Origin of the sequence: Bacillus paramycoides (genome assembly GCF_001884235.1) — a bacterium.
Taxonomy (GTDB): domain Bacteria; phylum Bacillota; class Bacilli; order Bacillales; family Bacillaceae_G; genus Bacillus_A; species Bacillus_A paramycoides.
Map to the genome: position 1 here is coordinate 208,196 of NZ_MAOI01000123.1, position 25,233 is coordinate 233,428.

The 25,233-nt window shown below is 36.9% G+C and carries 30 protein-coding genes; 3 read left to right on the forward strand and 27 right to left on the reverse strand.

Translation table 11 applies throughout. From position 1 onward, the window contains the following. The first annotated feature begins 161 nt into the window (after nt 1-161). Nucleotides 162-1,391 carry an IS110 family RNA-guided transposase gene (locus BAU28_RS26290; protein ID WP_000765657.1) on the forward strand — a complete coding sequence of 410 codons (1,230 nt, stop codon included), beginning with the start codon at nt 162-164 and terminating at the stop codon, nt 1,389-1,391. Nucleotides 1,392-1,610: 219 nt separating this feature from the next. Here the strand turns inward: BAU28_RS26290 and BAU28_RS26295 are convergent, their stop codons facing one another. The 16 genes from BAU28_RS26295 to BAU28_RS26370 all read right to left on the reverse strand — a co-directional run bounded on the left by BAU28_RS26295 (nt 1,611) and on the right by BAU28_RS26370 (nt 13,777). Continuing rightward, nucleotides 1,611-1,781 carry a DUF3951 domain-containing protein gene (locus BAU28_RS26295; protein WP_000602235.1) on the reverse strand — a complete coding sequence of 57 codons (171 nt, stop codon included), beginning with the start codon at nt 1,779-1,781 and terminating at the stop codon, nt 1,611-1,613. 62 nt (nt 1,782-1,843) lie between these two features. Then, nucleotides 1,844-2,155: an AzlD domain-containing protein gene (locus BAU28_RS26300; RefSeq protein ID WP_025150586.1), complete on the reverse strand. Its 312-nt coding sequence runs from the start codon at nt 2,153-2,155 to the stop codon at nt 1,844-1,846. Next, complete coding sequence (locus BAU28_RS26305; RefSeq protein ID WP_071720835.1) at nt 2,146-2,871, reverse strand: AzlC family ABC transporter permease; 726 nt, start codon at nt 2,869-2,871, stop codon at nt 2,146-2,148. The genes BAU28_RS26300 and BAU28_RS26305 overlap by 10 nt, the downstream gene beginning before the upstream one ends. Then, complete coding sequence (locus BAU28_RS26310; RefSeq protein WP_071720837.1) at nt 2,864-3,700, reverse strand: TrmB family transcriptional regulator; 837 nt, start codon at nt 3,698-3,700, stop codon at nt 2,864-2,866. Before BAU28_RS26310 ends, BAU28_RS26305 begins: the two co-directional genes overlap by 8 nt. A 169-nt stretch (nt 3,701-3,869) precedes the next feature. Beyond that, a complete protein-coding gene (locus tag BAU28_RS26315; protein WP_071720838.1) occupies nt 3,870-4,643 on the reverse strand; it encodes a flagellar basal-body rod protein FlgG in 774 nt (257 codons plus the stop codon). A 43-nt stretch (nt 4,644-4,686) separates the two neighbouring features. Next, on the reverse strand, nt 4,687-5,997 hold the full coding sequence (flhF, locus tag BAU28_RS26320) for a flagellar biosynthesis GTPase FlhF (RefSeq protein ID WP_071720839.1): 1,311 nt from the start codon (nt 5,995-5,997) through the stop codon (nt 4,687-4,689). Nucleotides 5,998-6,011: 14 nt separating this feature from the next. Then, entirely contained in the window at nt 6,012-8,078 is a 2,067-nt protein-coding gene (gene flhA / locus BAU28_RS26325) for a flagellar biosynthesis protein FlhA (protein ID WP_071720841.1), read from the reverse strand. Between the two features lie 24 nt (nt 8,079-8,102). Beyond that, the gene (gene flhB / locus BAU28_RS26330) at nt 8,103-9,149 is read right to left on the reverse strand and encodes a flagellar type III secretion system protein FlhB (protein WP_071720843.1); all 1,047 of its coding nucleotides are present in this window, start codon (nt 9,147-9,149) and stop codon (nt 8,103-8,105) included. 10 nt (nt 9,150-9,159) lie between these two features. Continuing rightward, entirely contained in the window at nt 9,160-9,921 is a 762-nt protein-coding gene (locus BAU28_RS26335; protein WP_071720844.1) for a flagellar biosynthetic protein FliR, read from the reverse strand. A 15-nt stretch (nt 9,922-9,936) separates the two neighbouring features. After that, on the reverse strand, nt 9,937-10,212 hold the full coding sequence (locus BAU28_RS26340; protein ID WP_001098085.1) for a flagellar biosynthetic protein FliQ: 276 nt from the start codon (nt 10,210-10,212) through the stop codon (nt 9,937-9,939). 33 nt (nt 10,213-10,245) lie between these two features. Further along, nucleotides 10,246-11,004, reverse strand: a complete 759-nt coding sequence (locus tag BAU28_RS26345) for a flagellar type III secretion system pore protein FliP (protein ID WP_071720846.1) — start codon at nt 11,002-11,004, stop codon at nt 10,246-10,248. Beyond that, the gene (locus BAU28_RS26350; RefSeq protein WP_000121171.1) at nt 11,001-11,321 is read right to left on the reverse strand and encodes a hypothetical protein; all 321 of its coding nucleotides are present in this window, start codon (nt 11,319-11,321) and stop codon (nt 11,001-11,003) included. Before BAU28_RS26350 ends, BAU28_RS26345 begins: the two co-directional genes overlap by 4 nt. A 12-nt stretch (nt 11,322-11,333) precedes the next feature. Further along, nucleotides 11,334-11,693: a flagellar motor switch protein FliN gene (fliN, locus tag BAU28_RS26355; protein WP_071720850.1), complete on the reverse strand. Its 360-nt coding sequence runs from the start codon at nt 11,691-11,693 to the stop codon at nt 11,334-11,336. 10 nt (nt 11,694-11,703) lie between these two features. Continuing rightward, nucleotides 11,704-12,690 (reverse strand): flagellar motor switch protein FliM, encoded by a 987-nt coding sequence (gene fliM, locus BAU28_RS26360; protein WP_071720852.1) that lies wholly within the window; start codon nt 12,688-12,690, stop codon nt 11,704-11,706. Nucleotides 12,691-12,704: 14 nt separating this feature from the next. Next, on the reverse strand, nt 12,705-12,929 hold the full coding sequence (locus tag BAU28_RS26365) for a flagellar motor switch protein FliN (protein WP_000775712.1): 225 nt from the start codon (nt 12,927-12,929) through the stop codon (nt 12,705-12,707). A 62-nt stretch (nt 12,930-12,991) separates the two neighbouring features. Then, a complete protein-coding gene (locus tag BAU28_RS26370; protein WP_071720854.1) occupies nt 12,992-13,777 on the reverse strand; it encodes a lytic transglycosylase domain-containing protein in 786 nt (261 codons plus the stop codon). Between the two features lie 256 nt (nt 13,778-14,033). On the opposite strand from BAU28_RS26370, the gene BAU28_RS26375 reads away from it, so the two are divergent. Continuing rightward, nucleotides 14,034-15,377, forward strand: a complete 1,344-nt coding sequence (locus BAU28_RS26375) for a flagellin N-terminal helical domain-containing protein (RefSeq protein ID WP_071720856.1) — start codon at nt 14,034-14,036, stop codon at nt 15,375-15,377. A gap of 253 nt (nt 15,378-15,630) precedes the next feature. Then, nucleotides 15,631-16,431: a flagellin N-terminal helical domain-containing protein gene (locus tag BAU28_RS26380; RefSeq protein ID WP_071720859.1), complete on the forward strand. Its 801-nt coding sequence runs from the start codon at nt 15,631-15,633 to the stop codon at nt 16,429-16,431. Between the two features lie 87 nt (nt 16,432-16,518). Here the strand turns inward: BAU28_RS26380 and BAU28_RS26385 are convergent, their stop codons facing one another. The 11 genes from BAU28_RS26385 to BAU28_RS26435 form a co-directional block, all read right to left on the reverse strand. After that, entirely contained in the window at nt 16,519-17,571 is a 1,053-nt protein-coding gene (locus BAU28_RS26385) for a P-loop NTPase (protein ID WP_116500493.1), read from the reverse strand. 20 nt (nt 17,572-17,591) lie between these two features. Then, the gene (gene moaC, locus BAU28_RS26390) at nt 17,592-18,080 is read right to left on the reverse strand and encodes a cyclic pyranopterin monophosphate synthase MoaC (protein ID WP_071720861.1); all 489 of its coding nucleotides are present in this window, start codon (nt 18,078-18,080) and stop codon (nt 17,592-17,594) included. Nucleotides 18,081-18,128: 48 nt separating this feature from the next. Further along, entirely contained in the window at nt 18,129-18,365 is a 237-nt protein-coding gene (gene moaD, locus BAU28_RS26395) for a molybdopterin converting factor subunit 1 (protein ID WP_071720863.1), read from the reverse strand. A gap of 4 nt (nt 18,366-18,369) precedes the next feature. Further along, the gene (locus BAU28_RS26400; RefSeq protein WP_071720866.1) at nt 18,370-18,834 is read right to left on the reverse strand and encodes a molybdenum cofactor biosynthesis protein MoaE; all 465 of its coding nucleotides are present in this window, start codon (nt 18,832-18,834) and stop codon (nt 18,370-18,372) included. After that, a complete protein-coding gene (locus tag BAU28_RS26405) occupies nt 18,815-20,122 on the reverse strand; it encodes a molybdopterin molybdotransferase MoeA (RefSeq protein WP_071720868.1) in 1,308 nt (435 codons plus the stop codon). Before BAU28_RS26405 ends, BAU28_RS26400 begins: the two co-directional genes overlap by 20 nt. 19 nt (nt 20,123-20,141) lie before the next feature. Continuing rightward, complete coding sequence (locus BAU28_RS26410) at nt 20,142-21,158, reverse strand: molybdopterin-synthase adenylyltransferase MoeB (RefSeq protein ID WP_071720870.1); 1,017 nt, start codon at nt 21,156-21,158, stop codon at nt 20,142-20,144. A 43-nt stretch (nt 21,159-21,201) separates the two neighbouring features. After that, entirely contained in the window at nt 21,202-21,996 is a 795-nt protein-coding gene (locus BAU28_RS26415) for a formate channel (RefSeq protein ID WP_070139059.1), read from the reverse strand. A gap of 368 nt (nt 21,997-22,364) precedes the next feature. Continuing rightward, nucleotides 22,365-23,381: a GTP 3',8-cyclase MoaA gene (gene moaA / locus BAU28_RS26420; RefSeq protein ID WP_071720872.1), complete on the reverse strand. Its 1,017-nt coding sequence runs from the start codon at nt 23,379-23,381 to the stop codon at nt 22,365-22,367. Between the two features lie 20 nt (nt 23,382-23,401). After that, nucleotides 23,402-24,199: a formate dehydrogenase accessory sulfurtransferase FdhD gene (gene fdhD, locus BAU28_RS26425; protein ID WP_071720873.1), complete on the reverse strand. Its 798-nt coding sequence runs from the start codon at nt 24,197-24,199 to the stop codon at nt 23,402-23,404. A 16-nt stretch (nt 24,200-24,215) separates the two neighbouring features. After that, nucleotides 24,216-24,560, reverse strand: a complete 345-nt coding sequence (locus BAU28_RS26430) for a Na-translocating system protein MpsC family protein (RefSeq protein WP_071720875.1) — start codon at nt 24,558-24,560, stop codon at nt 24,216-24,218. A gap of 175 nt (nt 24,561-24,735) precedes the next feature. Next, entirely contained in the window at nt 24,736-25,218 is a 483-nt protein-coding gene (locus BAU28_RS26435; protein ID WP_071720878.1) for a helical membrane plugin domain-containing protein, read from the reverse strand. Nucleotides 25,219-25,233 lie beyond the last annotated feature (15 nt).

Here is a 25,233-nt window from a genome sequence, read left to right on the forward strand (position 1 = left end):
GTTCCCCTTACTTCAAACCTAGCTGTTAGTAGCGCTAGGGCGGCTTTTGGAGTAAGAATAAGTTCTTATACACGAGGATGTTGGTCAGCGATCACACTAGGGATATCCCCAGACGTCCAAGAAAGTTTCCAGTGATTCTAAAAGAAAGGAGGAGTTTTCTCATGAAATTATTTGTAGGTTTAGATGTGAGCTCTCAAGATGCGAAAATTTGTTTTTTAAATGGTGAAGGGGATTGTTTACAATCGTTCACTATTACAAATGATTTACCTGGCGCTTTGATTTTAAAGAAAAAAATTCTAGACACAGCTTCTAAATCCAATTGTAAAATCATTAAGATTGGATTAGAATCTACATCAATTTATAGCTACCACCCAGCCATGTTCCTTCATAATGACAAGGAACTTAGAACCTACGGTTCTCAGGTATTTATGATTAATCCAAAACAAATTTCAAATTTTAAAAAAAGCTATCCAGAAATGGATAAAACCGATACAATTGATGCATTTGTCATTGCAGACTATGTTCGTTTTGGTCGCCATACGATGTCTATTGTAAAAGAAGAACAATATATGGCCTTACAACAATTAACTCGTTCTCGCTATCAACTCGTACATGCCTTGACGAAAGAAAAACAACATTTTCTTCAACACCTAGGATTGAAATGCAGCCAATTTACTCAAGACGTTGAATCCTCTGTATTCGGAAATGCCATGATGGAATTATTTCTAGAACGATTTAGTTTAGAAGAAATGGCTCAAATGCCTTTACAAGAGCTCGTTTTTTTCCTTCAGGAAAAAGGAAAAAAGCGTTTTGGTAATCCAGAAGACGTTGCGAAATCCATCCAAAAAGCTGTTAAAGGTTCGTATAGATTAAGCAAAGTCGTAGAAGATTCTATTGATCTCTTACTAAGCACCTCTATTCAGATTATGCGCACCTATCAAGCTCAAATTAAAGAGATTGAGAAAGGTATAGAAAGTTTGATGTCAACGTTACCGCAAACCCTTGACAGTATTCCTGGTGTAGGTCCTGTATTCGCGGCAGGTATTGTCGCTGAGATTGGTCAAATTGACCGCTTTGCCGATGAAACACGTATCGCAAAATATGCAGGCCTCTTCTGGAAAAAATACCAGTCTGGTCGCTTTACTGCAGAAAATACATCCTTAACAAAATCAGGAAATCCGTACTTACGTTATTACCTAGTTGAAGCCGCCAACTCCGTAAGACGTCATGTACCTGAATATCGTGATTATTATACGAAAAAGTCTGCAGAAGTGCCTAAACATAAGCACAAACGTGCCCTCGTCTTAACTGCAAGAAAATTTGTGCGTTTGGTTGATGCGCTACTACGCAATAACCAAATTTACGCGCCTGGAAGGGGCGTTGATAGATGATATCTAGCGACATTTTCCCTTCCTTTTAAATACCATTAATTTACAATTAGTTGATGGTCTAGTTTCCTATTGCCTTTTTTAAGCTGTAATACTAGATTTAATAGTTCAAGTACTAAAATACCTACTTGACATCACACCACAGGTCTTTTAAGTTAGTTGGATAACTAACTTAAATTATACAGAAAAATCAGATAAAATAGAAGGAAGAAAAGCCCAACATCAACTTTTCTTCCTTCTATTTTTACCTTTAGATTTCACTGTCACTGATTCACAAGGTGTATAATAAATTTGCGGTGTTGCCTTATCAACAAACATCATAAACGTAATGAATCCAATAATAAAGAAAATAAATAGCGTTAATAAAATAGCACCTATCGTTAAAAGTATCATAACACCACCCCTATATGCTTCATGTTATTACACTGTTCGCCATTATATGAATGGAATCCTTGTTAGAAAAAGAAACGTAACAAAATAATCACAATGACTCCTGTTAATACGGTTCCTAATAAACTACGAGTATATATCGCTACGAAAAAAGTCGGAATTGCCGCAATGATATAATCCCACTGCACCGTCTCGTGCATAAATAATACTTGCGCTAAAAGTGCTGCTAATATCGCAATTGGTATGTAATTTAACCATTTCAAACCCCAGTCTGGAATTTGTAGTTTACTAAATACGAGTAGAGGTAAAATACGTGGTACGAGTGTGACAGCTCCTGCCGCAATTAAAAGTAATAATATATCCAATCTTATTTCCATTTTTCAATCACCACCCCAATTGTCGCAGCTAACAGCGTTGCGATAATAACTGCTATACTATCTGGCATAAACAAGTGTGAAACGTATGCAATAATAATAGCTACAATTGCAACAGTAAGATGAATTGCTAGTTTCGGTTTACTACTTATTAGCTGAAGAACAAATAATCCGATAAACATTGCTGGTAATGCATAATCCATCCCGTACGTATGAGGATCTGGTATCCATTCACCAAAGAGCCCGCCGATAATTGTAGCGATAATCCAATTTAAATATGCTGTTACGTTTAGTCCCAGCATCCACCTTTCACCTAAATAGCCTTTTTGCGCTGCGTGCTGCACTGCAACACCGAAAGTTTCATCAGTAATTTGCGAACCGATTATTAAGTTTTTAAATAGAGGAATTTTCGTGAAATAGGGTGCAAGCGCAGCGCTCATTAATAAGTGGCGTAGATTAACAAAAAATACTGTAAAAATGATTGCTGAAGTAGGTGCACCGGCTGCATACATACCTGCTAATATGAATTGAGCAGAACCTGCATAAATTAATGTGGACATAAAAGCAATTTCTATAACGGAGAAACCGGCTGTCTTTGCAATAACCCCCGCTGCTATACCAATGCTTAAATATCCAAATACAGTTGGTAAACAATCCTTTACGCCTTGTTGAAATGTATCATCGCTCTGCAATGTTATATGTGCCTGAGCTTTATTCACCTTTTTCTCCCTCCATTTCTTCCATACTACGTTTTCCTGTTACAACATGAACTAAATCTATATTTTCTCGCCATAACGTATCTAATTTATCAGCACCAAACTCTTTCGTAATTTCTTCCACCATAATATCGTGCCGAACATACTCTGTAGCAACGAGAACTAAAGCTGGATCATATGTTGTAACTGCCCATGAAGTGCTATCATTTGAAAAGTTAGCAATTAAAACTTCTTCTCCATCACGCGCGATAACAGTTAAATGACCACCCATTCTCTTTTCAACAACGTGAGGCGTCATATAATTATGATGAAATGTCGCTCCTATTTTTGTTTTCGGAGCACCAAATAAGATTGAAAATATATGTACTCCTTCCGCTTCCTTTTTATGAATAAACGGTTCAATCTCATGCACTTGATCTTCCCATACAGAAATCCATAACTCTTCCTTCGCCCTATTAATTATATTGCATATTTCTTTCAAAACACGGTCATTTGAGCGAATATGCGAAATTACATCTATTTGTCGCTCTTGCTCCAAACAATTTAATTTTTCATCTAAAAATTCAAAGGATCTTTCAAAGTCTTTTCGTATTCGATCCATTAATTCAGTAGCTGCTACAGGTACGTATTTCACTGGTTCAGAAGGAACTAAATGCACTGCACCTTTATCCATCAACTTACCGAGTACCTCATAAATCATTGAACGGGGTACTCCTGTTTGCTTACTAACTTCATAACCTGTTGCTGGATAATGCTTTAATAGGCCAATATATGCTTTACATTCATATTGAGAAAAACCTAGCTTTTGTAATTCCTTTATAATTTCATCCATTGGTAATCCCTCACAATCTATATAGCTCTATACTTCACTTCCCAATAGTAGTTATTACTATAGCTACTAATATAAAAAAGAAATCTCATACAGTCAACTGATAATTCTGAATTTTTAACCGTAACTTATTTTTACTCATAAAAGAAAGACTCCCGCTATCGGGAGTCCCTTATCTCAATATTTCATTCGCTTCTTTTTCGTAAATTTTATCAAATGAGGTCATAAGACGCTGCGATGCTTGAATCATTTTTTGATTCGTCATTAAATCTGCCATTTCTTTCGTCATATCTACATTTGAATTTTCTAGCATATGATTACGTACTGCCCCTGTTCCGTTCGGTAAATCAGCAACATTTCCTTCAGCTAGTGTAAAGCTTTTATTTTCACGTTGCAAAAGGCGAGCGTTCGCTTCTGCATCTACTGTTTTCGTTTGCAAGCGGGCAATACTATTTTGTGTTACTTCATCGTATAATGTGCCGTCTGCTTGTACAGCCACCTTTGCTCCTTCTGGAATACGAATACGTTCATTATTCTCACCCATAACGAAAGCGCCAGATGCTGTTTGTAAATAACGGTCGCTATTCACTGTAAAGTTTCCATCTCTCGTTAAAAATGTTTCAGCATTTTTTGAAGTAACGAAAAATGCTGATGTGCCTGCTGCACCGTCATCTATAAAGAAATCTGTAGGGCTATTTGTAATTTGTACATTTCCTTGCGCTAAATTCACATGACTCGCAGCTGGTACGACAGCGTAATCGACCGAACCGATATTTGTCGTAGCTCCATCTCCACGGCGATATGCGTCTTGCACATCAAATACTTTAGAAGTCATATTTTCTGCTTTAAATCCTGTTGTTTGGGCATTTGCGACGTTATTCGCATGAACATTTAAACGTTGCATGTAATTCATCATACCCATAGAACCTATATAAAGACCGTTCATACTCGTTTGAATAAGGCAAGTGCCTTATTCTTCACCTCTTTTCTTACGATGTTTGTAACATTTGTTTCGCTAAATGTTCAGCTGTAGCGATATGTATATGTTGCTTCACATCTTGTCCATCTGTCATTAATACAATTGGAGCTGATGATACAGCTGGAATTTTCAACAACTCACCACTACTTGCTGTTTCATCAAATTTCGTAAATACGATACCATCAATATGAATATCTTTAAAGTTCGTAATGATTTCAATCATATCTTTACTTTTCATAGAAGCTGATAGCGTTAAACAAATATAATCTGGCTCTACTTGACCCATCGTCTCGATCATTTCTTCAACCGTTTCTGACGTACGATAATTTTTTCCGGCTGTATCAATTAAAATATAATCGACGCGCGCTTCTTCTTTAAAATAAGTAAGCGCCCGTGTCATTGCGGATTCATCTCGCACAGCAATTACTTCTGATCCGATTGTTTTTACGTAATCTTGTAATTGCTGCACTGTCCCAATGCGAGAGTGGTCTGTTGTAATAAAACCAACCGTTTTTTTCTTCCCATGAAACTGCCATGCCATTTTCGCGAGTGTCGTCGTTTTTCCGACTCCAGTTGGACCGATTAATGCAATTGTTTGTACCTCTTTTTCAAATACGTTTTCCGTATTGAAATGAGATCTCATATCTTCCAATATGTATCCGATCACTTCTTCTTCCGTAATCATCGTTGCACTCTCAAACTTCACTTTTAACTTTTCAGCATATGCATGAATAAAATATTGTTCCACATCATTTTGCTCTAACATCCGAATTACTTTTTGAATAATAAACGGTACAGATTCCTGCTTTTCGTTTTTTATAGCTACCTCTTCTTTCTTTACAGGAATGGCTTGTTTCACAGCAGGTTGTTTTTTCGTTACTTTCGTCTCCTCCGTATGTTTCACAACGACGATTCCTTTTTCAAACAGTTGTAATAGTTTCTCTTTTTTTCTTGCCCATTCTTCACTATTTCCTGTTTGCATCGCCGCGTATGACATAGGAGTCGTTACGTTTTCTAAATTGTGTAGTACTGATTGAATTCCATTCGCCTTCACGATTTCTTCTGAAGGCTCACCTACAACATCCATTAATTGTTCATGAAATTGAGCTAGGCCTTCGTTACTTTCTTCCTGTTTATCTTCAGGAAAAGCGACTAACATTTCATAATTCTTTTTCCAGAAAAACGGGATGTTTCGTTTTACACTTTCATCGACAACGTAGTAATAATCTGTACCATATTGGTCAAATAATTTTCGATACAATTCATTTTTCGAAGCTGCTTTTATTCGCATTAACGCTTCTTTTTTTTCTGTACTTTCCATTACTTCACCCCCTACTATTCAATATAAGCAATTTGATCTACAACAATTTCTGGTGCTAATTCACTAATACATAATACTTTAGCTTCTATTTGATAACGTTCAAGAAGTCTCACAATCGCAAATCTGAAATCTTTTCTGCGCGTTAATAATACTGGCTCTCTTCCCATTAAACGAGCCTGTTTGAAAACGCGCTGTACTTGCTCTACTACTCGCGTTTCTAAATCCAAATCCCAGTTTAATAAGTAACCTTGATATGAATTATTAACAACATCTGCATCTAACTCGATTGAATCGGAGAATAGCGCCGCATAAATTTTTCCGTCAGGATTTTTCGCACTCTCACAAATAACTTTTGAAATACATTCACGAACAAATGATGTTACGCCATCAACATGGTTTTGATAAATTTCTTTCCCGTCAATAATACCTTCAATAATTGTCGGTAAATCACGGATCGAAATTCCTTCTTTCAGAAGCTGCTTCACAACATTTTGTACGAGTGATAAATCGATTTCTTTCTTCTTAATTTCTTCTAATAAAACGCCATTATCAGTTTCAAGCGAGTTAATTAAGTCTTTCACATGTTGACGCTGAATTAACTCATGAAGGTTACGTCTCACGACAACATCTAAATGTGTAATTAATATGCTAAGTGGCTCTAACACTTGATAGCCTTTCATTTGTGCATCTTGTACCATATGCTCCAAAATCCAATATCCATCTTCGCCGAAAATTGGATCTTTCGCTGGTTCTGCATCTAAATCAGCCATTACGTTCGGTGTTTTCAGTGCTAATAAATAGCCTGATTTTAAAACACCTTCAGCCGCCTTCGCACCTTTAATACGAATAATGTAACGTCCGCGCGGTCTAAAACTCGTATTATCTTTAAAGTTAATTCCAGGAACGTTAATTCCAAGGTCAGTAATAATCGACTTCCTCATAAGAACAACTTTATCACGAGCTGTTTCTCCATTAATTTTCTGCTTTACAAGTGCCGCTAAATCTAATCCGAGCTCTACGATAATTGGATATTTATCTGTAAAGACTCCGAATGAATCTTCCACTTGTTGCAGTTGCTCTTCATCACCTTGAATCATTTCTAATTCTTTTTGAAGCTCGTCTTCTTTTTCTTTCTTTATTCGTTTTTTATTACGAACTCCTAAGAATATAATCGTGCCTCCAACGAGAGCAAATGGCAGAAATGGTAGCGGAGTAAAAATACCCATTGCGATAAATAAACCACCAAGCGCATATACAACAACTTCATGCGCTAATAACTCTTTAAAGATTCCTTCAGTTACTGTATCAGGTGAACCGTCAAATACACGCGTTACGATAATACCTGTTGAAATCGCAAGCATTAACGAACCGATTTGGTTTACAATTCCATCACCAACAGTTAACTGTGTATAATGAAGAGCCGCTTCTGCAAAGCTCATTCCTTGCTGCATCATACCAACAATTAAACCGAAAATAATGTTAACGAATAAAATGACAATCCCGAAAATAACGTCCCCTTTAATGAACTTTCCGGCACCATCCATCGCTCCATAAAACTCTGTTTCCATATTTAATTTTTTTCGTTTTACCTGTGCGTCTTTTTCTGTAATAATACGCTGGTTCAAGTCAGCATCGATAGACATTTGTTTCCCTGGTAAAGAATCAAGTGTAAAACGAGCTGCAACTTCAGCTGTACGAGACGCACCGTTTGCAACGATAAACTGGAATATGATTAATACTGTAAAAATAACGATACCAATTAATAAGTTTCCGCCAATTACGAACTGACCGAACTCTTCAATAACATGACCAGCATTTCCGTCTGTTAAAATCGCCCGCGTCGTCGAAACGTTAATCGATACGCGGAAAATCCCGATTAATAACAACATCGTCGGAAATGACTTTAATTCATCCCACTCGTTAATACTTGTCGCTCGCATATAAATAAGCACTGACATACTTAATAGAAAAACGATAATGATATCAAGTATAAATGGTGGAAGTGGAATTAAGAGCGCCACAACGAATGACGCTGCTAAAAAGATAGAAAAATAGGTTCTTGCAGAATCTATCTTAAACACAAGAGATCTCCTCCAACCGCGCTATTATACTTCAAGTTCGTTCGTTTGAATTAAATAGCGCATAACTTCAATTACAGCTACATATAAATCTTCTGGAATCGTCTCGTCTTCCTCGACTTGATAATATAAAGAACGAGCGAGCGGACGATTTTCCACCATTGGTATTTCTTGTTCACGGGCAAGCGTTCGTATATATAATGCGAGCTCATCTTCCCCTTTTGCAACGACAATAGGCGCCGCATCAATGTGTTTATTGTAACGAAGCACAACCGAGATGTGCGTCGGGTTATTCACAATAAACGTTGCTCCATCCATCTTCTTCGCAATTGTTCCTTGCAAAATAGCATGCATAAAGTTTTTTCGTTTCCCCTTTACTTGCGGGTCCCCTTCATTATCTTTATGCTCTTGTTTTACTTCTTCTTTTTTCATCTTAATATCTTGTTCGTACTCCCATCTTTGATAAATGAAATCAATTATAGAAAGAACGATTAAAATAATTAAAATAGCTAAAAAGATAAATTTAATTTGGCTAATAATTTCAGTAAGTGACGCTGTCCAGTTAAATCCAATCATACTAACAATCTTCTCTAAATTCTTTTTAAAGAGAACGTACGAAACGTAACCGATTAACCCCATATAAAACAGTGATTTCAAAATATCTACTAAACTTTTACGACTAAACAATCTCGTAAAATAGTTTTTTGGATTAATACGTGACGCTTTCGGCTTAATTACTTTAGAAGAAAATAAGAAACCGACTTGAATCATATAATTGAATAAATGAAAAGCGTATACGAGTATTAATATAGGAGCTGATACTTTCAGAAGTAAAATGCCCATTAAATAAAAATACTCGGTCGAATCTGTATTTTTCCCAATTTGATCAAACAGAACCGCTACGGAATTCGCAATCTCATAACCGAGCCAATCTCCGAAAAAGTAAACGACAACTGCTAATACGAGAATGGAAAATAAGTTATTTAAATCTTTACTCCGGGCGATATTCCCTTCTTCACGCGATTTTTTACGCTTCTGTGGGGTGGCCTTTTCTGTTTTATTATCCTTTGCCATGCGCGTCCCCCTACTTCGTTAAGAAAAAGTTAAATAGTTTCGTATATTCTTCAAGTAATACGTCTGTCATATTTTTAAACACATAACCGAGCATCGGTACACTCATCGCAATAAACAAAATACCGCACGTAATTTTAATAACGTACGCATTCATAAAAACGTTTAACTGTGGTGCATTTTTTGCGATTAAAATAAGGACGAAGTTAATGATGAATAAACTGCCCATAAGAGGTAAAGCAATTTCAACTGCTGATGTAATCGCAAATAATAACGTTGCGAGTAGACTATCTAAAAAACTAGTCGTCAACAATTTTGAAATCGCCTCTGTATATTGAAACGACTTTAAAATCGTGGCAACGAAATAGTTAATGCCGCCAAGTGAAATAAAAATAATGAGAAAAAATATATCAAAAATTGTTGATAGTAAAGTAGACTGTGATCCTGCATTTACATCAAACAAACTTGCCTGTGATAAACCGATATCAAAGTCCAAAATATGCCCTGCCATTTTCGGAATGTTCCACAGCATCTCGACAATTTTTGAAAGTGATAATCCAATTACAATTTGCGTTCCTGCATAAGCAGCTACATCCCAAACTGTCTTTATGTGGGAGACATCAACTTGATCGGCAACTGTAATCGAAAGACCGAGCCCAAATGTAACCTTTGCCATCGCCGGAATCGATCGTCCTGAGAAAAACGGTAAAAAATATAAAAATGAAGTAATGCGGCAAAACGCAAAAAACGTCGCCGCCCATAATTCCATATTCATTTCAATTCACCTATCTTAGTACGAACGCAATAGCGATGGGATTTTATCAAATAAATCTAAAATAAGCGTCGTTAATTCTTGAAACATCCACGGACCTAAAATGATAATAACGAGCACAATACTCGCCATTTTCGGTAAAAACGTCAGCGTTTGCTCTTGAATTTGCATCATAGCCATAATGACAGCGATAATAATAACGACAATCATACTTACACCGGCAACCGGCATTAAAATCATAACCCCTTTATAAAAAAAGGTTTGAAAAATATCTATAATTGGTGACGTATTCATTTATATGACTCCTATCACATAGCATCAAACGCTTCAGGCGACCGTTTTAAACATAATATCGACAATTTTTGTATATCCACCTAAATATACGAAAACGAGTATTTTAAATGGCAAACTTAAAATCATCGGCGGTACCATCATCATCCCAAGGTACATTAAAAGTGTACTAATAATTAAATCAATAAAAACAAACGCTAAATAAATAAACATCCCCGTTAATAATCCTTTTTGAATTTGCGTTAACGTAAAGGATGGTACGAGCGTAAATAGTGAAAGATCTTTCATATCTTTCGGCAACTCTTCTCCGCGCACTTTCAGCATCATTTTCAAATCGTGCTTATACGTATGCTTCGACATATACTCTTTCATAATAGGAGCTGTCGTCTCCGCAGCTTGACTTACTGTTATTTTTTCTTTCGTCATCGGGTCCCACACATCACTCTTTAACTGACCAAGCACTGGCTGCATCGTAAATAGTGATAAAAATAAAGCGAGTCCAACAAGCACTTGGTTTGGTGGTAAATTCATAACACCAAGCCCTTGACGAGTAATCCCAAGAACGATCATAAAATAAGTAAAATGCGTAAATAAAAGAACGATAGAAGAAGATAATGATAGAAGGGTAACGAGTGCGAATAGTTGTACACTTGAATTACTCGTAAACTCTTTTCCATTTTCGAAATTAATAAAACCGTTCGGGGCTGCATACGCTGGATTTACAAAAACAAATGAAAAAATAATAGAAAATACGAAAATAACGGCAAATAACGATAACTGTTTCTTTATTCTCATGATGGATCCTCTACTTTTTTCGTTTCACTCTTCACCGCGTCTTCTAGCGCTTGTTGAAACTGATTTCCTGTTCCTGTTAACTGCACAGATTGCACACCGTTATTACTTATAACAGTAAACACTTGCTTCCCGTCCACTTCAAACAAAAAGGCACTCGTTTGATGATTTAAAAAAACGCCGTCTTTCACTTGAATATGGCCGTTTTCACCTTGCTTAAAAAACTGCTGTTTGCGCGTCTTTTTCGTCATATAATACGCACCATAACCGAGCGCACCAAACAGTAAAACGACTTGAAATAAGGTCGTCATATACGACATATGACTCCTCCTCTACTCTTTATCCTGCATTTGATTTTGCGCCTTCATAAGCGCTGCATGTTTCTTGTCAGCTTCAATTTCAGAAATAATAATGCCGAACTTCTCGTCCATTACTATTGCCTCACCAATACCGACTTTCATATCACTTAAATATACATCTACTTTATGTCCTAAATTTTTCTCTACTTCAAGAACATCGCCGACCTTTAATTGTTTCACATCACCAAGCGTAATAGATGACTTACCAAGCTTTACTCCAAGTTCAATCGAAATATCTGAAACGGTATCAATATGCGCTTTACCCGCTTCATTTCGCTTCCCTGCAAATTCTTCTAATCCCATTAATGACACAGGAGATACTTTATGCTTCATATGGATCCTCCTACTCTATAAAACTTTTAAATAGGAGCGCCTTACGCGTTCCATCTTTCCCGATAAAACAATTAAATTTATGTTTTCCATCTACATATCCACGTAGTTGATCTGAAACTTTCGTATGAAGCGGAATAATATCCCCTTCTTCAATTTGCTCAATCTCGCCAAATGTCATCTTTTGCTCACCAATCGCAACGTGAACAGGTTTGTACACTTGATTTACTTTCACTTCTACTTCAGACGTATATTTTTTACGCTTATCCGAAGAATGTTCGACAATATTTTCAGACGTTAACTTATCCATAATTTCTTCAACAGATAAGAACGGAATTCCAATACGAACCGTCGTATTCCAAAACTCTGTTTTCATATTTACGTTCAGTAATGAAATAATATCGCTCGCTGTTGTAATCTTTAACGCATTCGGATCTGTCTCCGTCGTTACAAACTTCGGTTCAATCGCAACAACGCTTTCAAATGATTGTTGTAAATTTTTACAAAGAAGAGCAAATATATTATCAAGCGTTATAAATTCAAACGCCGTTAGCGGTCTACGCATCGTAAAGTTACGTTTACTATCTCCGCCAAGCCAGCATTCATGAATATAAATAACGAACGCTAAATCAATCTCAATAACAATTTCTCCAAGCTCTGGTAAACCTAGATCTATCACGCAATATAAATAATAATCTTTCGGCATTTTCTCCACATACTCACTCGTAAATGGAACTTGCTCAACAGTCGAAGGCTCGAGTTCAATCGGAATACGCATACGCGCTGACAACGTTTGTGACGTCTGTTTGCCAAATGTAGACGCAATCGCCTGCAAACTACGTAAATGCTCAACACCGAATTTCTCCGGTCTATTAAAATCATACTCTTGAAATTTATCTTGCTTTCCTGCTTCTTGTGCGAAAGCTGGCATTTCCTCGCCTTCATTTACCGCTTTCAGCAGGGCATCAATTTGCTCTTGGCTTAATTTATCGCCACTCATGACAATCCCCTTCCCTACCTTTTCAATTCAACGATTTCAACGTACATTTTCCCATTCTTCGTCAAAATCTTTCCGGTTCCAATCTCTTCATTTTCAAGCATAAGACGCACCGTATTTTTCGTTGAATTTTCAAGACGATACAATGTACCTTTCGTAATATGAAGCAGATCTTCAATTTTCTTTTTCGTATTTCCGATTTCAAAATAAATTGTTAACGGAATATCATCTTGTAATTTCAAATCTAGCCAACTCCCATATCATGTTCACGAAAATTTCATGTTCTCTCTATATATGAAATTTCTTATTTTGAAACGTCGATATTTAATATTTTTTTAATATATCCTTGCGTTTCTTTAAATGGCGGTACGCCTCCGTACTTTCTCACATTACCAGGACCAGCATTATAAGAAGCAAGCGCCAATACTATGTCACCGTTATTTTTCTTTAAATAACCGCTTAACTCTTTCACGCCGCCTTCAATACTTTCAGCTGGTGAAAATGGATTTTTTATACCCATCTCTTTCACATTCGCTGGCATAAGTTGCATCAGCCCCATCGCCCCTGCATGTGACACCGTTTTTGGATTAAAATCAGACTCTACTTCAATCATTTTTTGAATTAACGTTTTCGGAATTCCATATGTACGACTTACACGATTAATAATATCCTCATACTTGCCTTCATTGGAAGAACGTATTTTTTGAATATTATACTTCTTCGTTAATTTCCACGTATCAGCAGACTCATTTTTCGTTTCTGGGAAACGCCGTTCAAACTCTTTTTGTGCAACTTGCACTTCATCCACTTTCTTCGTTTCAGCTTTCTCCTCAGGCTTAGCCGCTTCCTCTACTTTATTAATAGGTTCTTCCAGTTTATTAACAACCGTTTCTATTTTCGTAGATTGTACCGGCTGACTCATATCTTCTACTTTTGCCGGCTCTTTAGCAACTTTCGTCTCCTTCGCAGGTTCACTCTGTAATTGATCTTGAAAACGGCTACTAACGAACGCCTGCGGACTACTTAACTTTTGCTGAATCTGTCCTTTTTTATATGCAAGAACTTCTTTTACTATATTTCCAACTACCATAATATCACCTTTTCGGTAAACAAAGATAATCTAATATTAGAGTTTTTTAAAAAAGTTTGCAATAATCCTTTTAATAATATTTTAATAAAAAAATGAATATATTGTTAAACTGTTATTTTTTTATATTTATTAATTCGAATTTTTAGTTGACACCCATTGTAGCAAGGATTACAATAAATCTCGAAATTGATTTTTTCGCATATTACCGTTTTTCAATTTGCAGAAAAATCAATATAAAAAAATGGGGGTTCTTAACATGAGAATTAATACAAACATTAATAGTTTACGTACGCAAGAATACATGCGTCAAAACCAAGCAAAAATGAGCAATTCTATGGACCGTTTATCAAGCGGTAAACGTATCAACAACGCTTCTGACGATGCAGCAGGTCTTGCAATCGCAACTCGTATGCGTTCACGTGAAAGCGGTCTAAACGTAGCTGCTAACAACACACAGGACGGTATTTCTTTAATTCGTACAGCTGACTCAGCATTAGGTTCTGTGTCTAATATCTTACTTCGTATGCGTGACCTTGCAAACCAATCTGCAAACGGAACAAATACAAATAAAAACCAAGTTGCTCTTCAAAAAGAATTCGGTGAATTACAAAAGCAAATTGATTACATTTCAAGTAATACACAATTTAATGACAAAAACTTATTAGATGGTTCTAACAAAACAATCAACATCCAAACTCTCGACTCTGAAGATGGTTCAAGACAAATTGGCATTGAATTAGGAAGCGCTTCTACTAAAGCACTAGGTATTGATACATTAAATATTGGGTCAGGTAAGATTACACAAGCAACTAAAGATAATGCTGATGCAACTATTAAAACATTAAGCGGAACATCAGATGATAATGCTGTTGTTGCTGCAAAAAAATCATTTGATCAAATTAAAGATGGATTAAGTAATGCTGATGCTCAAGCACTTGCGAAAGCTTTTGAAAATTATGATAACGCTGCATCAGGAGAAAAAGGTGCTAAAGCACTGGAAATCTCAAATGTATACAAAACTATAACTAATTTTAGTATGGCAAAAGTTTCTGAAGATGTATACACTGCAGCTAAAGATGCAATTAAAGGATTAACAGCAACTTCAACAGGTAAAGACGTTGCAGCTGCTAAAGAACACTTCGATAAAATCAAAGATTACTTAAAAGAATCTGACAGAACAGCATTAGATAACGCATTTAAAGCATTCGATGGAACGGAAACAACAGCTGGATCTGCTACTGGTAAACAGGGTAATGATATTGCTTCGAAATTCCCAACAACTGATTTAGCAGTAGCTAAATCAGCTGATGATTCTGCAGCAAACCCACTACAAGCTATTAGAGCTATCGATGCAGCTCTAAAAACAATTGCTGACAACCGTGCAACTTTAGGTGCTACATTAAACCGTCTAGACTTTAACGTAAACAACCTGAAGAGCCAAGCATCTAGCATGGCATCAGCTGCTTCTCAAGTAGAAGACGCTGACATGGCGAAAGAAATGTCTGAAATGACAAAGTTCAAAATCTTGAACGAAGCTGGTATTAGCATGCTTTCTCAAGCAAACCAAACTCCTCAAATGGTTTCTAAATTATTACAATAATCCATTTGATTTAGCTTCATGAATAAACCTCTCTGCTTGCGGAGAGGTTTATTTTTTCTATATAAACGAATTATTTGTAAAACCTTTCTTTTTTAGGTGGAAGAGAGCATCAGCGATGCGTAGAAGCGGTCAGTGCCTATTTCTATCACCTCCCATGTTAAAACACAAACAGGAAATTAACATAAGCCCCTTTTTCTTTTCATAACCGTTAGTAACTTTAAGACCATATATCAATCTATAAGGAGTGTACATTATGCGTATCGGTACGAATGTTTTAAGTATGAATGCTAGACAGTCGTTGTATGAGAATGAGAAACATATGAATGTTACGATGGAGTATTTAGCGACTGGTAAGAAGTTAAATACTGCTTCTGATAATCCCGCTAATATTGCGATTGTGACTCGTATGCATGGGAGAGCGAGTGGTATGCGCGTTGCGATTCGTAATAATGAGGATGCGAGAGCGATGCTTCGTACAGCAGAAGCTGCACTTCAAACTGTTACGAATATTTTGCAGCGTATGCGCGATTTAGCCGTTCAATCAGCAAACGGTACAAATTCAAACAAAAACCGTGATTCACTGAATAAAGAGTTTCAGTCTTTAACAGAACAAATTGGCTATATTGATGAGACGACTGAGTTTAACGATTTATCTGTATTTGACGGACAAAGCCGTCCTATTACGTTAGACGATATCGGCCATGAAATAGATATAGCGCAACATACTCCCTCTTCCCCTACACAACATGACATCAAGATTTCAACAGAACAAGAAGCAAGAGCGGCGATTCGTAAAATTGAAGAAGCTTTGCAAAATGTATCACTTCATCGTGCTGATATCGGCGCGATGATGAATCGTTTACAATTTAATATTGAAAATTTAAATAGCCAAAGTATGGCATTAACAGCTGCTGCTTCTCGAATTGAAGATGCGGATATGGCACAAGAGATGAGTGATTTTTTAAAGTTTAAATTGTTAACTGAAGTTGCACTTAGCATGGTTTCACAAGCAAATCAAATTCCGCAAATGGTTTCGAAGTTACTGCAATCTTAAATATAGCCTTTAAAACTATTGAAATAGCTCCATAAAAAATAAAGAGTGGAATACGTACGTGCTATGTATCCCACTTTTTATTTCAACTTATCCTTTATAAATAAGATCCTCAGCTAAAGAAGTAAATATCTCCCCAACTAGCGAGTCTTCGTCATATACACATGAGCCTTTATTTTCTTCACGCTTCGCAAACGGTATTTGAGCGATTACTTCTGTTTGCAGTTGTTCTGCTAACATTTCGCCTCCACCTTTTCCGAAGAGGTAGTTTCTTGATCCGTCTTGTTCTTCATAATATACCATATTTTCAACGATACCTAAAATATCGTGTTTCGTATGTTTTGCCATTACTCCTACCCTAGAAGCAACAAATGAAGCTACGTTATGAGGAGTTGTAACGATAATTTCCTTCGCTTGTGGAATCATTGCGGCGACATCAATGGCAACGTCTCCTGTTCCAGGTGGTAAATCTAGAAGAAGATAGTCTAGTTCTCCCCAGTGCGTATTCGCAAGGAAGTTTTGAATCCATTTGTTTAACATCGGTCCGCGCCACATAACTGGGTTATTCCCTTCTGTAAAAAATCCCATCGACATAATTTTAACACCGTGACTAACAACCGGAATTGCGGTTTGATCGATCATTGTTGGCTTTTCAATCGTTTCCATCATAGCAGGGATACTAAATCCATATATATCTGCATCTAAAATCCCAACCTTTTTGCCCATACGAGCTAAAGCAGTAGCAAGGTTAATCGTCACAGTTGATTTTCCGACTCCTCCTTTTCCGCTCGTTACGGTGATAAAACGTACACCCGAATCAGGTCGCAGCATACTAGGCATACCAGTTTCTGTTCTAGCCTCTTTTTTTAACGACGCTGTTAATGCCGCTCGTTCTTCTGGTGTCATTGAACCGAATGTTAAAGAAACTTTTGATGCCCCAATATTTCGAAGTGAGTCTTCAATATCTTGTTGAATTTTCGCCTTTAACGGACAACCTTGTATCGTTAAAACTACTTCTAGCCCAACCTCTGTACCATCAATATTTATATTTCTGACCATGTTTAATTCCACAATGCTTTTGTGTAACTCTGGATCTTCTACATGGCTTAAAGCTTTCATAATTTGTTCGTGAGTAATCATTATACACATTCCTTCCATTATAATCATTTCACGTTTTGAAAAAAGTCTCCGCTTTTCCCACCCGTTTTTTGCACTAAATATGTTTCTTTAATGACCATCGTTTTATCAACAGCTTTACACATATCGTAAAAAGTAAGAGCGGCAATCGATACGGCAGTTAATGCTTCCATTTCTACACCTGTTTTCCCACTGCATTTTACTGTCGCTCGCATGATTAACTCATACCCATCACTTGTCTTTTCATAATGGAACGTAAAGTCTGTCCCTTGGATTAATATTGGGTGACACATCGGAATAATATCCGCTGTTTTTTTAGCACCGATTATTCCAGCAACTTGTGCTACTTGGAGCGGGTCACCTTTTTTCAATCCACCACTTTGAATTGCTTCAAATAATTCATTTGATAAAAAAATTGTACTTTGTGCAACAGCTGTACGTGTTGAAATCTCCTTTTGAGAGATATCCACCATTTTTGCTCTTCCCTCTTCGTTCCAGTGCGAAAACTCACTCATAATGATCCTCCTTGCTGTATAAAAAATACGGTATTCAAGTAGAAAGAATTAACCCCCACTTACAGGCGGGATAAACGCTACGGTATCCCCGGCCTTTACAATATCTACGTCCGTTACAAATTCTTCGTTAATCGCTACCATAACTCTATCTAGCGTCTGTAATTGATATTTATCTTTCAGCCATTTTCTTAATTGCTGAACATTCATCTCTCGCTTTGCTATTATTGCTAACCTCTCTGAGCCGACTTCTTCTCGTAAATTTGCGAACAGTAAAATTGTAATCATCTTCTCATTCTTCTTTCTCTGGTTTTCCTTCTGGATATGGAGTATTTTCGAGCTGATCTCCAATCCACTTCGTTCCATCTTCCCAAAATTCTTTTTTCCAAATTGGGACGATTCTCTTTATACGTTCAATTGCGTATTCATTCGCTTCATAAGCTACTTTACGATGTGGAGATGATACTGCAATGACAACTGCGATATCCATTATTTCTAATCGTCCTACTCGATGTGTGATTGCTATTTTCACATCCGGCCACTTCCCCTTAATTTCTTCTCCAATTTCAGTAAGCTTTTTTACTGCCATCGGTTTATATGCTTCATACTCAAGATGTAACGTTCGTTTTCCTTTCGTTAATTCCCTTACTGTCCCAATAAAAGCTGTAATCGCTCCTGCTTCTCTTCTTGCTACTTTATTCGTTACTTCTTCAACTACAATCGGAATATCTACAATTTCAAATCGTGCTTGTCCCATCAAAACCTCTCCCTTCTTTACGGAATGCCCAAGGCCATTCACTGCCTTCGTTATCTTCTAATAAAAGAACGTCTACAAACATCCCTTTCTTATATCCTCTCGTTCCGCCTGGTAGTACGATAAAAATGTTTGATTCTACTAATGAAGAAACGGAACTAGATTTATCGAATCCTGATGGATAAGCGATTAGTTGTCCTTCGTTATACTGGAGCTTTGCTCTTACAAATCTTATAAATGGATTCGGTTTTAGAAAATCGTCTCCGAGTATTGCTTTTTCTCGTTTTACATGTGGTTTTTCGCTAAACATATATGCACGAATACTAGGTTGTACGAACAATTCAAAACCTACATAACAAGCAGACGGATTACCTGATAATCCGAATAATAATTTTTCGTTTAATTGCGCTACAGTCGTAACACTACCTGGCCTCATTGCTACTTTATTGAAGAGAACTGATGCACCTAATTTTTCATATATCGCTGGCAAATAGTCATAATCCCCTACTGAAACACCGCCAGTTGTAATTAACATATCAACTTCGCTTAACGCTTTTTTCACTGCTTCGTAGCACGTATTCAAATCGTCGCTAAACTTCCCAAAGTATTTTACTCTTCCACCTACTCTTCGAATTTGAGACGATATCATATGTGTATTACTATTTCGGATTTTTCCTGCTTGTAATGGTTCATCGACATCAAGAAGCTCACTCCCAGTCGCTAACAGTCCAATTACAGGCTTTTTCGCAACGGGCACTTCGCTGTAACCGAATGTAGCAAGAAGAGCTGAAATACCTGGATTAATGTAACAACCTCTTTTTGCGAGAACTGTTCCTTTACGAGCATCTTCACCTTGAAAGGAAATGTTATCTCCTTTTTTAAATGAACGCTTCACTTCCATATAGGTGTTTCCGTCATCTTCATATTGACGAGTCAGTTCCAGCATGATGACCGCATTACATCCTTTCGGAATTTGTGCCCCTGTCATAATGCGAACCGCTTGAAACGCTCCTACTTCTTTATGAAATACGGAACCTGCTCCAATTTCACCGATTACTTCAAATACAATTGGATTCTCACGACTTGCCCATATCGTATCTTCTGCCCTAATAGCATATCCATCATATGGCGAGCGATCGAAAGAGGGGACATCGTGATTTGCTACTAAATCAGCTGCTAATGTACGTCCGTATGCTAATTCAAGTGGTACTAGTTCTTTCACACCTTGATTAGCAAATCCCATTATTTTACGGACAGCCTCTTCAACTGTAATTGGCACTCTTCTTTCCATCATTACCACTCCCTTTCTATTAGCCTAATAACCGATAGTATAGTTGTTTCGCTTTTTGAATTTCATTCGTTCCGTGAATAAATACACGCCCATCTTGAAAAATGACGATGCGATAATCTTCTAATTGGCAAGATAGCAAATACGGATTTCGATCAACTTTCCCGTGTTTTTTTAATACTTTTTCTAACTCGTCAAAGTTGTAATGACTATGATGCGCCGGTCTAATTTGAACTGTATTTCTTCCGCATAAAACAGCTACCTTCGTTTGATTTTCGTATGATAAATAAGGATAAGTTCTATTTTTTCCGCACGAAGGACAGTCTTCTGTTTTTATTTTTCCTAGTTTGATAGAATGCTGTTGATTACTCCATATATCAAACATTAAAAATGTTTTCCTAACTGCTTCGAAATCTTCTACTAAAATTTTGAACGCTTCTCCTACTTGATACGCTGCAACCATTTGAACAGCTGGGCTAATAATTCCAACGGTGTCACACGTCGCTCCTGTAACAGGAACACTTTTCAGCACACAATGTAAGCACGGTGTTTTCTTCGGAATAACCGTATAACTCATGCCATATGAGCCAACGCAAGAACCGTAAATCCAAGGAATATTATATTTTTGTGATAGATCATTAATCACGAACCGAATATCAAAATTATCTGTTGCATCAATGATGACATCGACATCGTCTAATAAAGCTTCCATATTATCTACTCTTGCGTCCATCACAAGAGCTTGAATTTGCACTTCTGAATTAATTTGTTTGAGACGATTCTGCGCTGCAATTGCTTTTGGTAACTTTTCTATCGCATCTTGTTCAGCGTAAAGTTGTTGCCGCTGTAAATTACTCCACTCTACATAATCACGATCAATAATCGTTAATTTTCCGATACCTGCACGTACAAAGCTTTCTGCACTTGCACTTCCTAATGCACCAGCCCCCACTATCAACACATGCTTATTTCTAATTTTCTCTTGTCCTTTACTTCCAATAGGAGTGAACAACTGTTGACGTGAATATCGCTCTATCATGAAATAGCCTTCCTTTCATGTAAAAAATTTGTTTCCTATTCGATTATTTTTTCAATACATCTTTCTCGATCACACTTTGTTTCTGATAACAAGAAAAATAAGCGAATCCAACAAAGCCAGCTCCACCAATTACATTTCCGATAAAGACAGGTACAAAGTTTTTAGCAAGGTCCATCCACGTAAGATGACCAGCAAAAATAACTGCTGAAATGACAAACATATTTGCTACTACTTGCTGAAATCCAATTACGACAAATGCCATAATCGGAATCCAAATTCCAACAATCTTCCCAATTAAATCGTTCGTTCCGTATGCTAACCAAATCGCAAGGCAAACGAGCCAGTTACAACCAATTGCTAAAATTAACGTTCTCCCGAAAGATTCATGTAACTTATCTTGAGCTATCGCTATCGTCTTATTTAAATACGCACCCTCTGTAAGCCCGCCAAGATGACCGAAACAATAAGCTACGAAAAGTGCACCTAAGAAGTTAGTTAAAGTGATCCAAGCCCAATTGTTTAACACATGTTTCAATGAAATTTTCCGCGCATAAAGTGCCATGGACATTGACATCATATTTCCCGTAATTAATTCTCCTCCTGCTAAAACAACGAGCATCAGTCCGATAGGAAAAACCGCTCCTCCTATAAAATTGACTAAACTTCCCCATTGCTCCGGTACATTACCTAGAACACGAATATTAAGTAAAAATCCTAATGAAATGAATGCTCCTCCTAAAAAACCAAGGATAAGCATAGCTGATAGTGGCTGCCTTACCTTTTGAACACCGGATTCAATCACAAGTGCAGCGATTTGTTCCGGTTTATGAAATGCCATAACCAATTCCTCCATTTTTCTCAATAAAGTGAAACTTTAATCAGTGGGGGTTTTGTTCATCCCCACTGATTATTAGTTGAACCAATCGGGCATTTACGGGCAGTTGACCTCCCACCTAGCTTCCTTGCATTCGCCAAATTTTGAGGTGGGAGTCTTACTGCCCGTTAATGTGGGACTAAAAAAGCAGCTTCAAAAAACCTTAACTCAGTAAGGATTTTTGAATGCTGCTTAATTTCTCTGCATGTCTATTACAGAAATATCAATCATCATTTTTACTATACTCATAGAAAATCTACAAGACTTGCAAACTTCCCATTATTAATCACAACAAAAAGAAGCATCGAAAAGCCTTCTTTCATAGCAATTTCTCAACCACCAATATGCGACATTTCAATTTTCGGCAATGCTTTTTTATTTGTATTGCTTAACCGTTCTTCTGAATAGCGATCGGAACGATTATTCCAAATGCCACGAATAACATGAGTAATCTCCTCATCCGTATATCCAGAGCGAAGTAACTCTTTAAGATCGTTTCCTTTAGAAGCAAATAAACATGTATACAATTTTCCTTCTGCGGAAATACGCGCTCTTGTACATGATGAGCAAAAGGAATCTGTTACAGATGAAATAATTCCTATTTCTTCATCACTACCGCTATAACGATAACGTGTCGCAACTTCACCAGGATAGTTCGCCTCAATTTTTTCAAGTGGCATAACTTTATGAATCATCTTTAATATTTCTTGCTTAGAAACTACTTCACCTAATTCCCAACCGTTATAATTTCCGACATCCATATATTCAATAAATCGCAAAATATGCTTATTCTCTTTAAAGTATTCTGCCATCTGAACAATATCTTGTTCATTTCTTCCTTTTTGAACAACCATGTTCATTTTAATTTTCATTCCGACTTCTGCTGCAGCCTGTATTCCTGCAAGAACCGTTTTTACTTTACTTCTGTTTCCATTTAAATAAGAGAACCGCTCTTCGTCCAAAGAATCCAAACTAACTGTCACACGAGATAATCCGGCCTTATATAAATCAGGAGCAAACTTCTTAAGCAAGGATCCATTTGTCGTTAAACCGATATCCTCTACTCCATCAATTTTGTTTAAGCGCTGTATGAGTTCAGGAAGGTTTCTCCGAAGTAAAGGCTCTCCCCCAGTAATGCGTAACTTTCTTACACCTAAAGAAACGAAAATGCGTGTAATCCTTTCAATTTCATCAAAAGATAAAATTTTATCATTAGACAAAAAAGAATAATCACGACCAAATATTTCTTCTGGCATACAATATCGACAGCGAAAATTACAGCGATCGGTAACAGAAATACGTAAATCCCTTAAAGGACGATCCAATTTGTCTAATGTAACAGATTTCATATTTATTGCCTCGTTTCTACTTATTTTATATTTATGACCCGCTCTGGATGCGTATATACATTTAAAGATTTATTACGAATGAAGCCGATTGTAGTAATCCCTAACTGCTCCGCTAGCTGTAAGGCTAACTCAGTTGGAGCGGATTTTGACAATATAATTTCACAGCCAATTTTCGCAACTTTTAATAGAATTTCAGAAGAGATACGGCCGCTAAAAACAATAATTTTATTACCAATCGAAATGTTATTTTTTAAGCAATAACCGTAAATTTTATCTAAAGCGTTATGCCTCCCTATATCCATGCGACTTAAAACAATTCCATTCACATCACATAAAGCTGCATTATGAACGCCGCCTGTATGTTGAAACGTAGACGCCGATTGCTGCATTTCATTCATTAGGCGAAAACAATCCTCGGTAGAGACTTTTACGCGAATATCATTCATCTCTTTCACCGTCAGCGCATCGTTTGCGAAAACAAACCCTTGCCTACTCATTCCACAGCACGAAGTAATATAACGTTTGTTTTGCATGTCACGATAATAAGGATTGATTCTTGTCGTTTTTACATGCACATATCCTTCTTTTTCTTGCACCCATATTTCATCAATATCTTCATACTTTCGGATAATACCTTCAGATGCTAAATAGCCGATTACCATATCTTCAATATACTCTGGGGTACTAACCATTGTAACAAATTCCTGTCCGTTCATTTTAACCGTAACAGGAAACTCTGTTACAATGCTGTCCTCTATATGTTTAAATTCACCTTGCTCATAACGAAAAATTCCCCGTTCCACCTGTATTGATTTCACGATGAGTATCCTTCTCTCACGTTATATTTTTATCAAAGACAAACACCGAAACTGCAATATCTTCATCTACTTTCATATCCGAAAACAGATGAACTAACTTCGCCCCAACAAGTTCTTCTAAATGTTCATGAGTATTAGCAGCATAAACTTCTTGAATCATTTTCGTTCGAGCCATATGAACCATTTCCGCACCATCCATAGTTCCCGAAATAAATTTCTCAGTAGGTGTCAAATTCCCATACAGTGTGGCAATCGCCATGTTCTCAGTAAATACAGTATGAATTCGCTCCGGCCCTTTCCCGAACAGCTCTTTTCGAAGCTTTCGTATCATATCATTAAATTCATGCACCATTTTTGACATACTCTCATTCCTTCCCAATTAATCCATACTATCTTCTCGGATAGCGTTCTATCATAATTATTGTAGCAAAATGACCATTTCGTCTAAACTATTTAATAACGAGACGAAATGGATCATCCTTTACAATTATCTCAAGCACGCAAACAACATATAAAATACTATTATTGTTGCGTATCTATTCATCTTTTAACCCTTTACCCATACCTTTTAAGAAATGAAGACCAAATCCGATAGCACGGTTAATATCTGGATCCTTCAGTACTTTCATAAGGTCTAGTATTCCTATTTTTTTATTGTTTTGCAGATGCTGATTACCTTCATCCATACCTATTAATACACTACCTACAAGCTTTTTCGTAAGTTCCGGATCAAGTTCTGTTAAAGCTCCTGCAGCGCCCATCATATTATTAATTAAATTTGTAACTGGTTCACGAGTGACTTGGCTTAGAACAATTTTTGCGATTGGTTCTTTCGCTTTCAGCATAGAATTTGCAGCTTCTAGCATCCCAATGTCATTCAATTCACCTACTATATTAAACATTTGATTTAAAGCATCTTCATTATTAGCTAGCAGTTCTTTTAAATCTTCAAGTTTTTGTTGTTTTATTTCTTCCTCAGTTAGCTCCTGCTTCTGGATTACTTGAATAGGTGCTGCCATATTCTTTTCTCCTCC

Bases quoted from the DNA above. Each gene is read 5' to 3' on its own strand.
- BAU28_RS26290 (WP_000765657.1), top strand. From the start codon at position 162: ATGAAATTATTTGTAGGTTTAGATGTGAGCTCTCAAGATGCGAAAATT.
- BAU28_RS26295 (WP_000602235.1), bottom strand. From the start codon at position 1,781: ATGATACTTTTAACGATAGGTGCTATTTTATTAACGCTATTTATTTTC.
- BAU28_RS26335 (WP_071720844.1), bottom strand. From the start codon at position 9,921: ATGAATATGGAATTATGGGCGGCGACGTTTTTTGCGTTTTGCCGCATT.
- BAU28_RS26340 (WP_001098085.1), bottom strand. From the start codon at position 10,212: ATGAATACGTCACCAATTATAGATATTTTTCAAACCTTTTTTTATAAA.
- BAU28_RS26410 (WP_071720870.1), bottom strand. From the start codon at position 21,158: ATGATAGAGCGATATTCACGTCAACAGTTGTTCACTCCTATTGGAAGT.
- moaD (WP_071720863.1), bottom strand. From the start codon at position 18,365: ATGATTACAATTTTACTGTTCGCAAATTTACGAGAAGAAGTCGGCTCA.
- BAU28_RS26315 (WP_071720838.1), bottom strand. From the start codon at position 4,643: ATGAACGGTCTTTATATAGGTTCTATGGGTATGATGAATTACATGCAA.
- BAU28_RS26375 (WP_071720856.1), top strand. From the start codon at position 14,034: ATGAGAATTAATACAAACATTAATAGTTTACGTACGCAAGAATACATG.
- fliN (WP_071720850.1), bottom strand. From the start codon at position 11,693: ATGAAGCATAAAGTATCTCCTGTGTCATTAATGGGATTAGAAGAATTT.
- BAU28_RS26300 (WP_025150586.1), bottom strand. From the start codon at position 2,155: ATGGAAATAAGATTGGATATATTATTACTTTTAATTGCGGCAGGAGCT.
- BAU28_RS26350 (WP_000121171.1), bottom strand. From the start codon at position 11,321: ATGTCGTATATGACGACCTTATTTCAAGTCGTTTTACTGTTTGGTGCG.
- BAU28_RS26310 (WP_071720837.1), bottom strand. From the start codon at position 3,700: ATGGATGAAATTATAAAGGAATTACAAAAGCTAGGTTTTTCTCAATAT.
- BAU28_RS26415 (WP_070139059.1), bottom strand. From the start codon at position 21,996: ATGGCATTTCATAAACCGGAACAAATCGCTGCACTTGTGATTGAATCC.
- BAU28_RS26405 (WP_071720868.1), bottom strand. From the start codon at position 20,122: ATGGAAAGAAGAGTGCCAATTACAGTTGAAGAGGCTGTCCGTAAAATA.
- BAU28_RS26380 (WP_071720859.1), top strand. From the start codon at position 15,631: ATGCGTATCGGTACGAATGTTTTAAGTATGAATGCTAGACAGTCGTTG.
- BAU28_RS26435 (WP_071720878.1), bottom strand. From the start codon at position 25,218: ATGGCAGCACCTATTCAAGTAATCCAGAAGCAGGAGCTAACTGAGGAA.
- flhF (WP_071720839.1), bottom strand. From the start codon at position 5,997: ATGGAAAGTACAGAAAAAAAAGAAGCGTTAATGCGAATAAAAGCAGCT.
- BAU28_RS26400 (WP_071720866.1), bottom strand. From the start codon at position 18,834: ATGGGACAAGCACGATTTGAAATTGTAGATATTCCGATTGTAGTTGAA.
- flhB (WP_071720843.1), bottom strand. From the start codon at position 9,149: ATGGCAAAGGATAATAAAACAGAAAAGGCCACCCCACAGAAGCGTAAA.
- moaC (WP_071720861.1), bottom strand. From the start codon at position 18,080: ATGAGTGAGTTTTCGCACTGGAACGAAGAGGGAAGAGCAAAAATGGTG.
- BAU28_RS26345 (WP_071720846.1), bottom strand. From the start codon at position 11,004: ATGAGAATAAAGAAACAGTTATCGTTATTTGCCGTTATTTTCGTATTT.
- fliM (WP_071720852.1), bottom strand. From the start codon at position 12,690: ATGAGTGGCGATAAATTAAGCCAAGAGCAAATTGATGCCCTGCTGAAA.
- BAU28_RS26370 (WP_071720854.1), bottom strand. From the start codon at position 13,777: ATGGTAGTTGGAAATATAGTAAAAGAAGTTCTTGCATATAAAAAAGGA.
- BAU28_RS26430 (WP_071720875.1), bottom strand. From the start codon at position 24,560: ATGTCAAAAATGGTGCATGAATTTAATGATATGATACGAAAGCTTCGA.
- moaA (WP_071720872.1), bottom strand. From the start codon at position 23,381: ATGAAATCTGTTACATTAGACAAATTGGATCGTCCTTTAAGGGATTTA.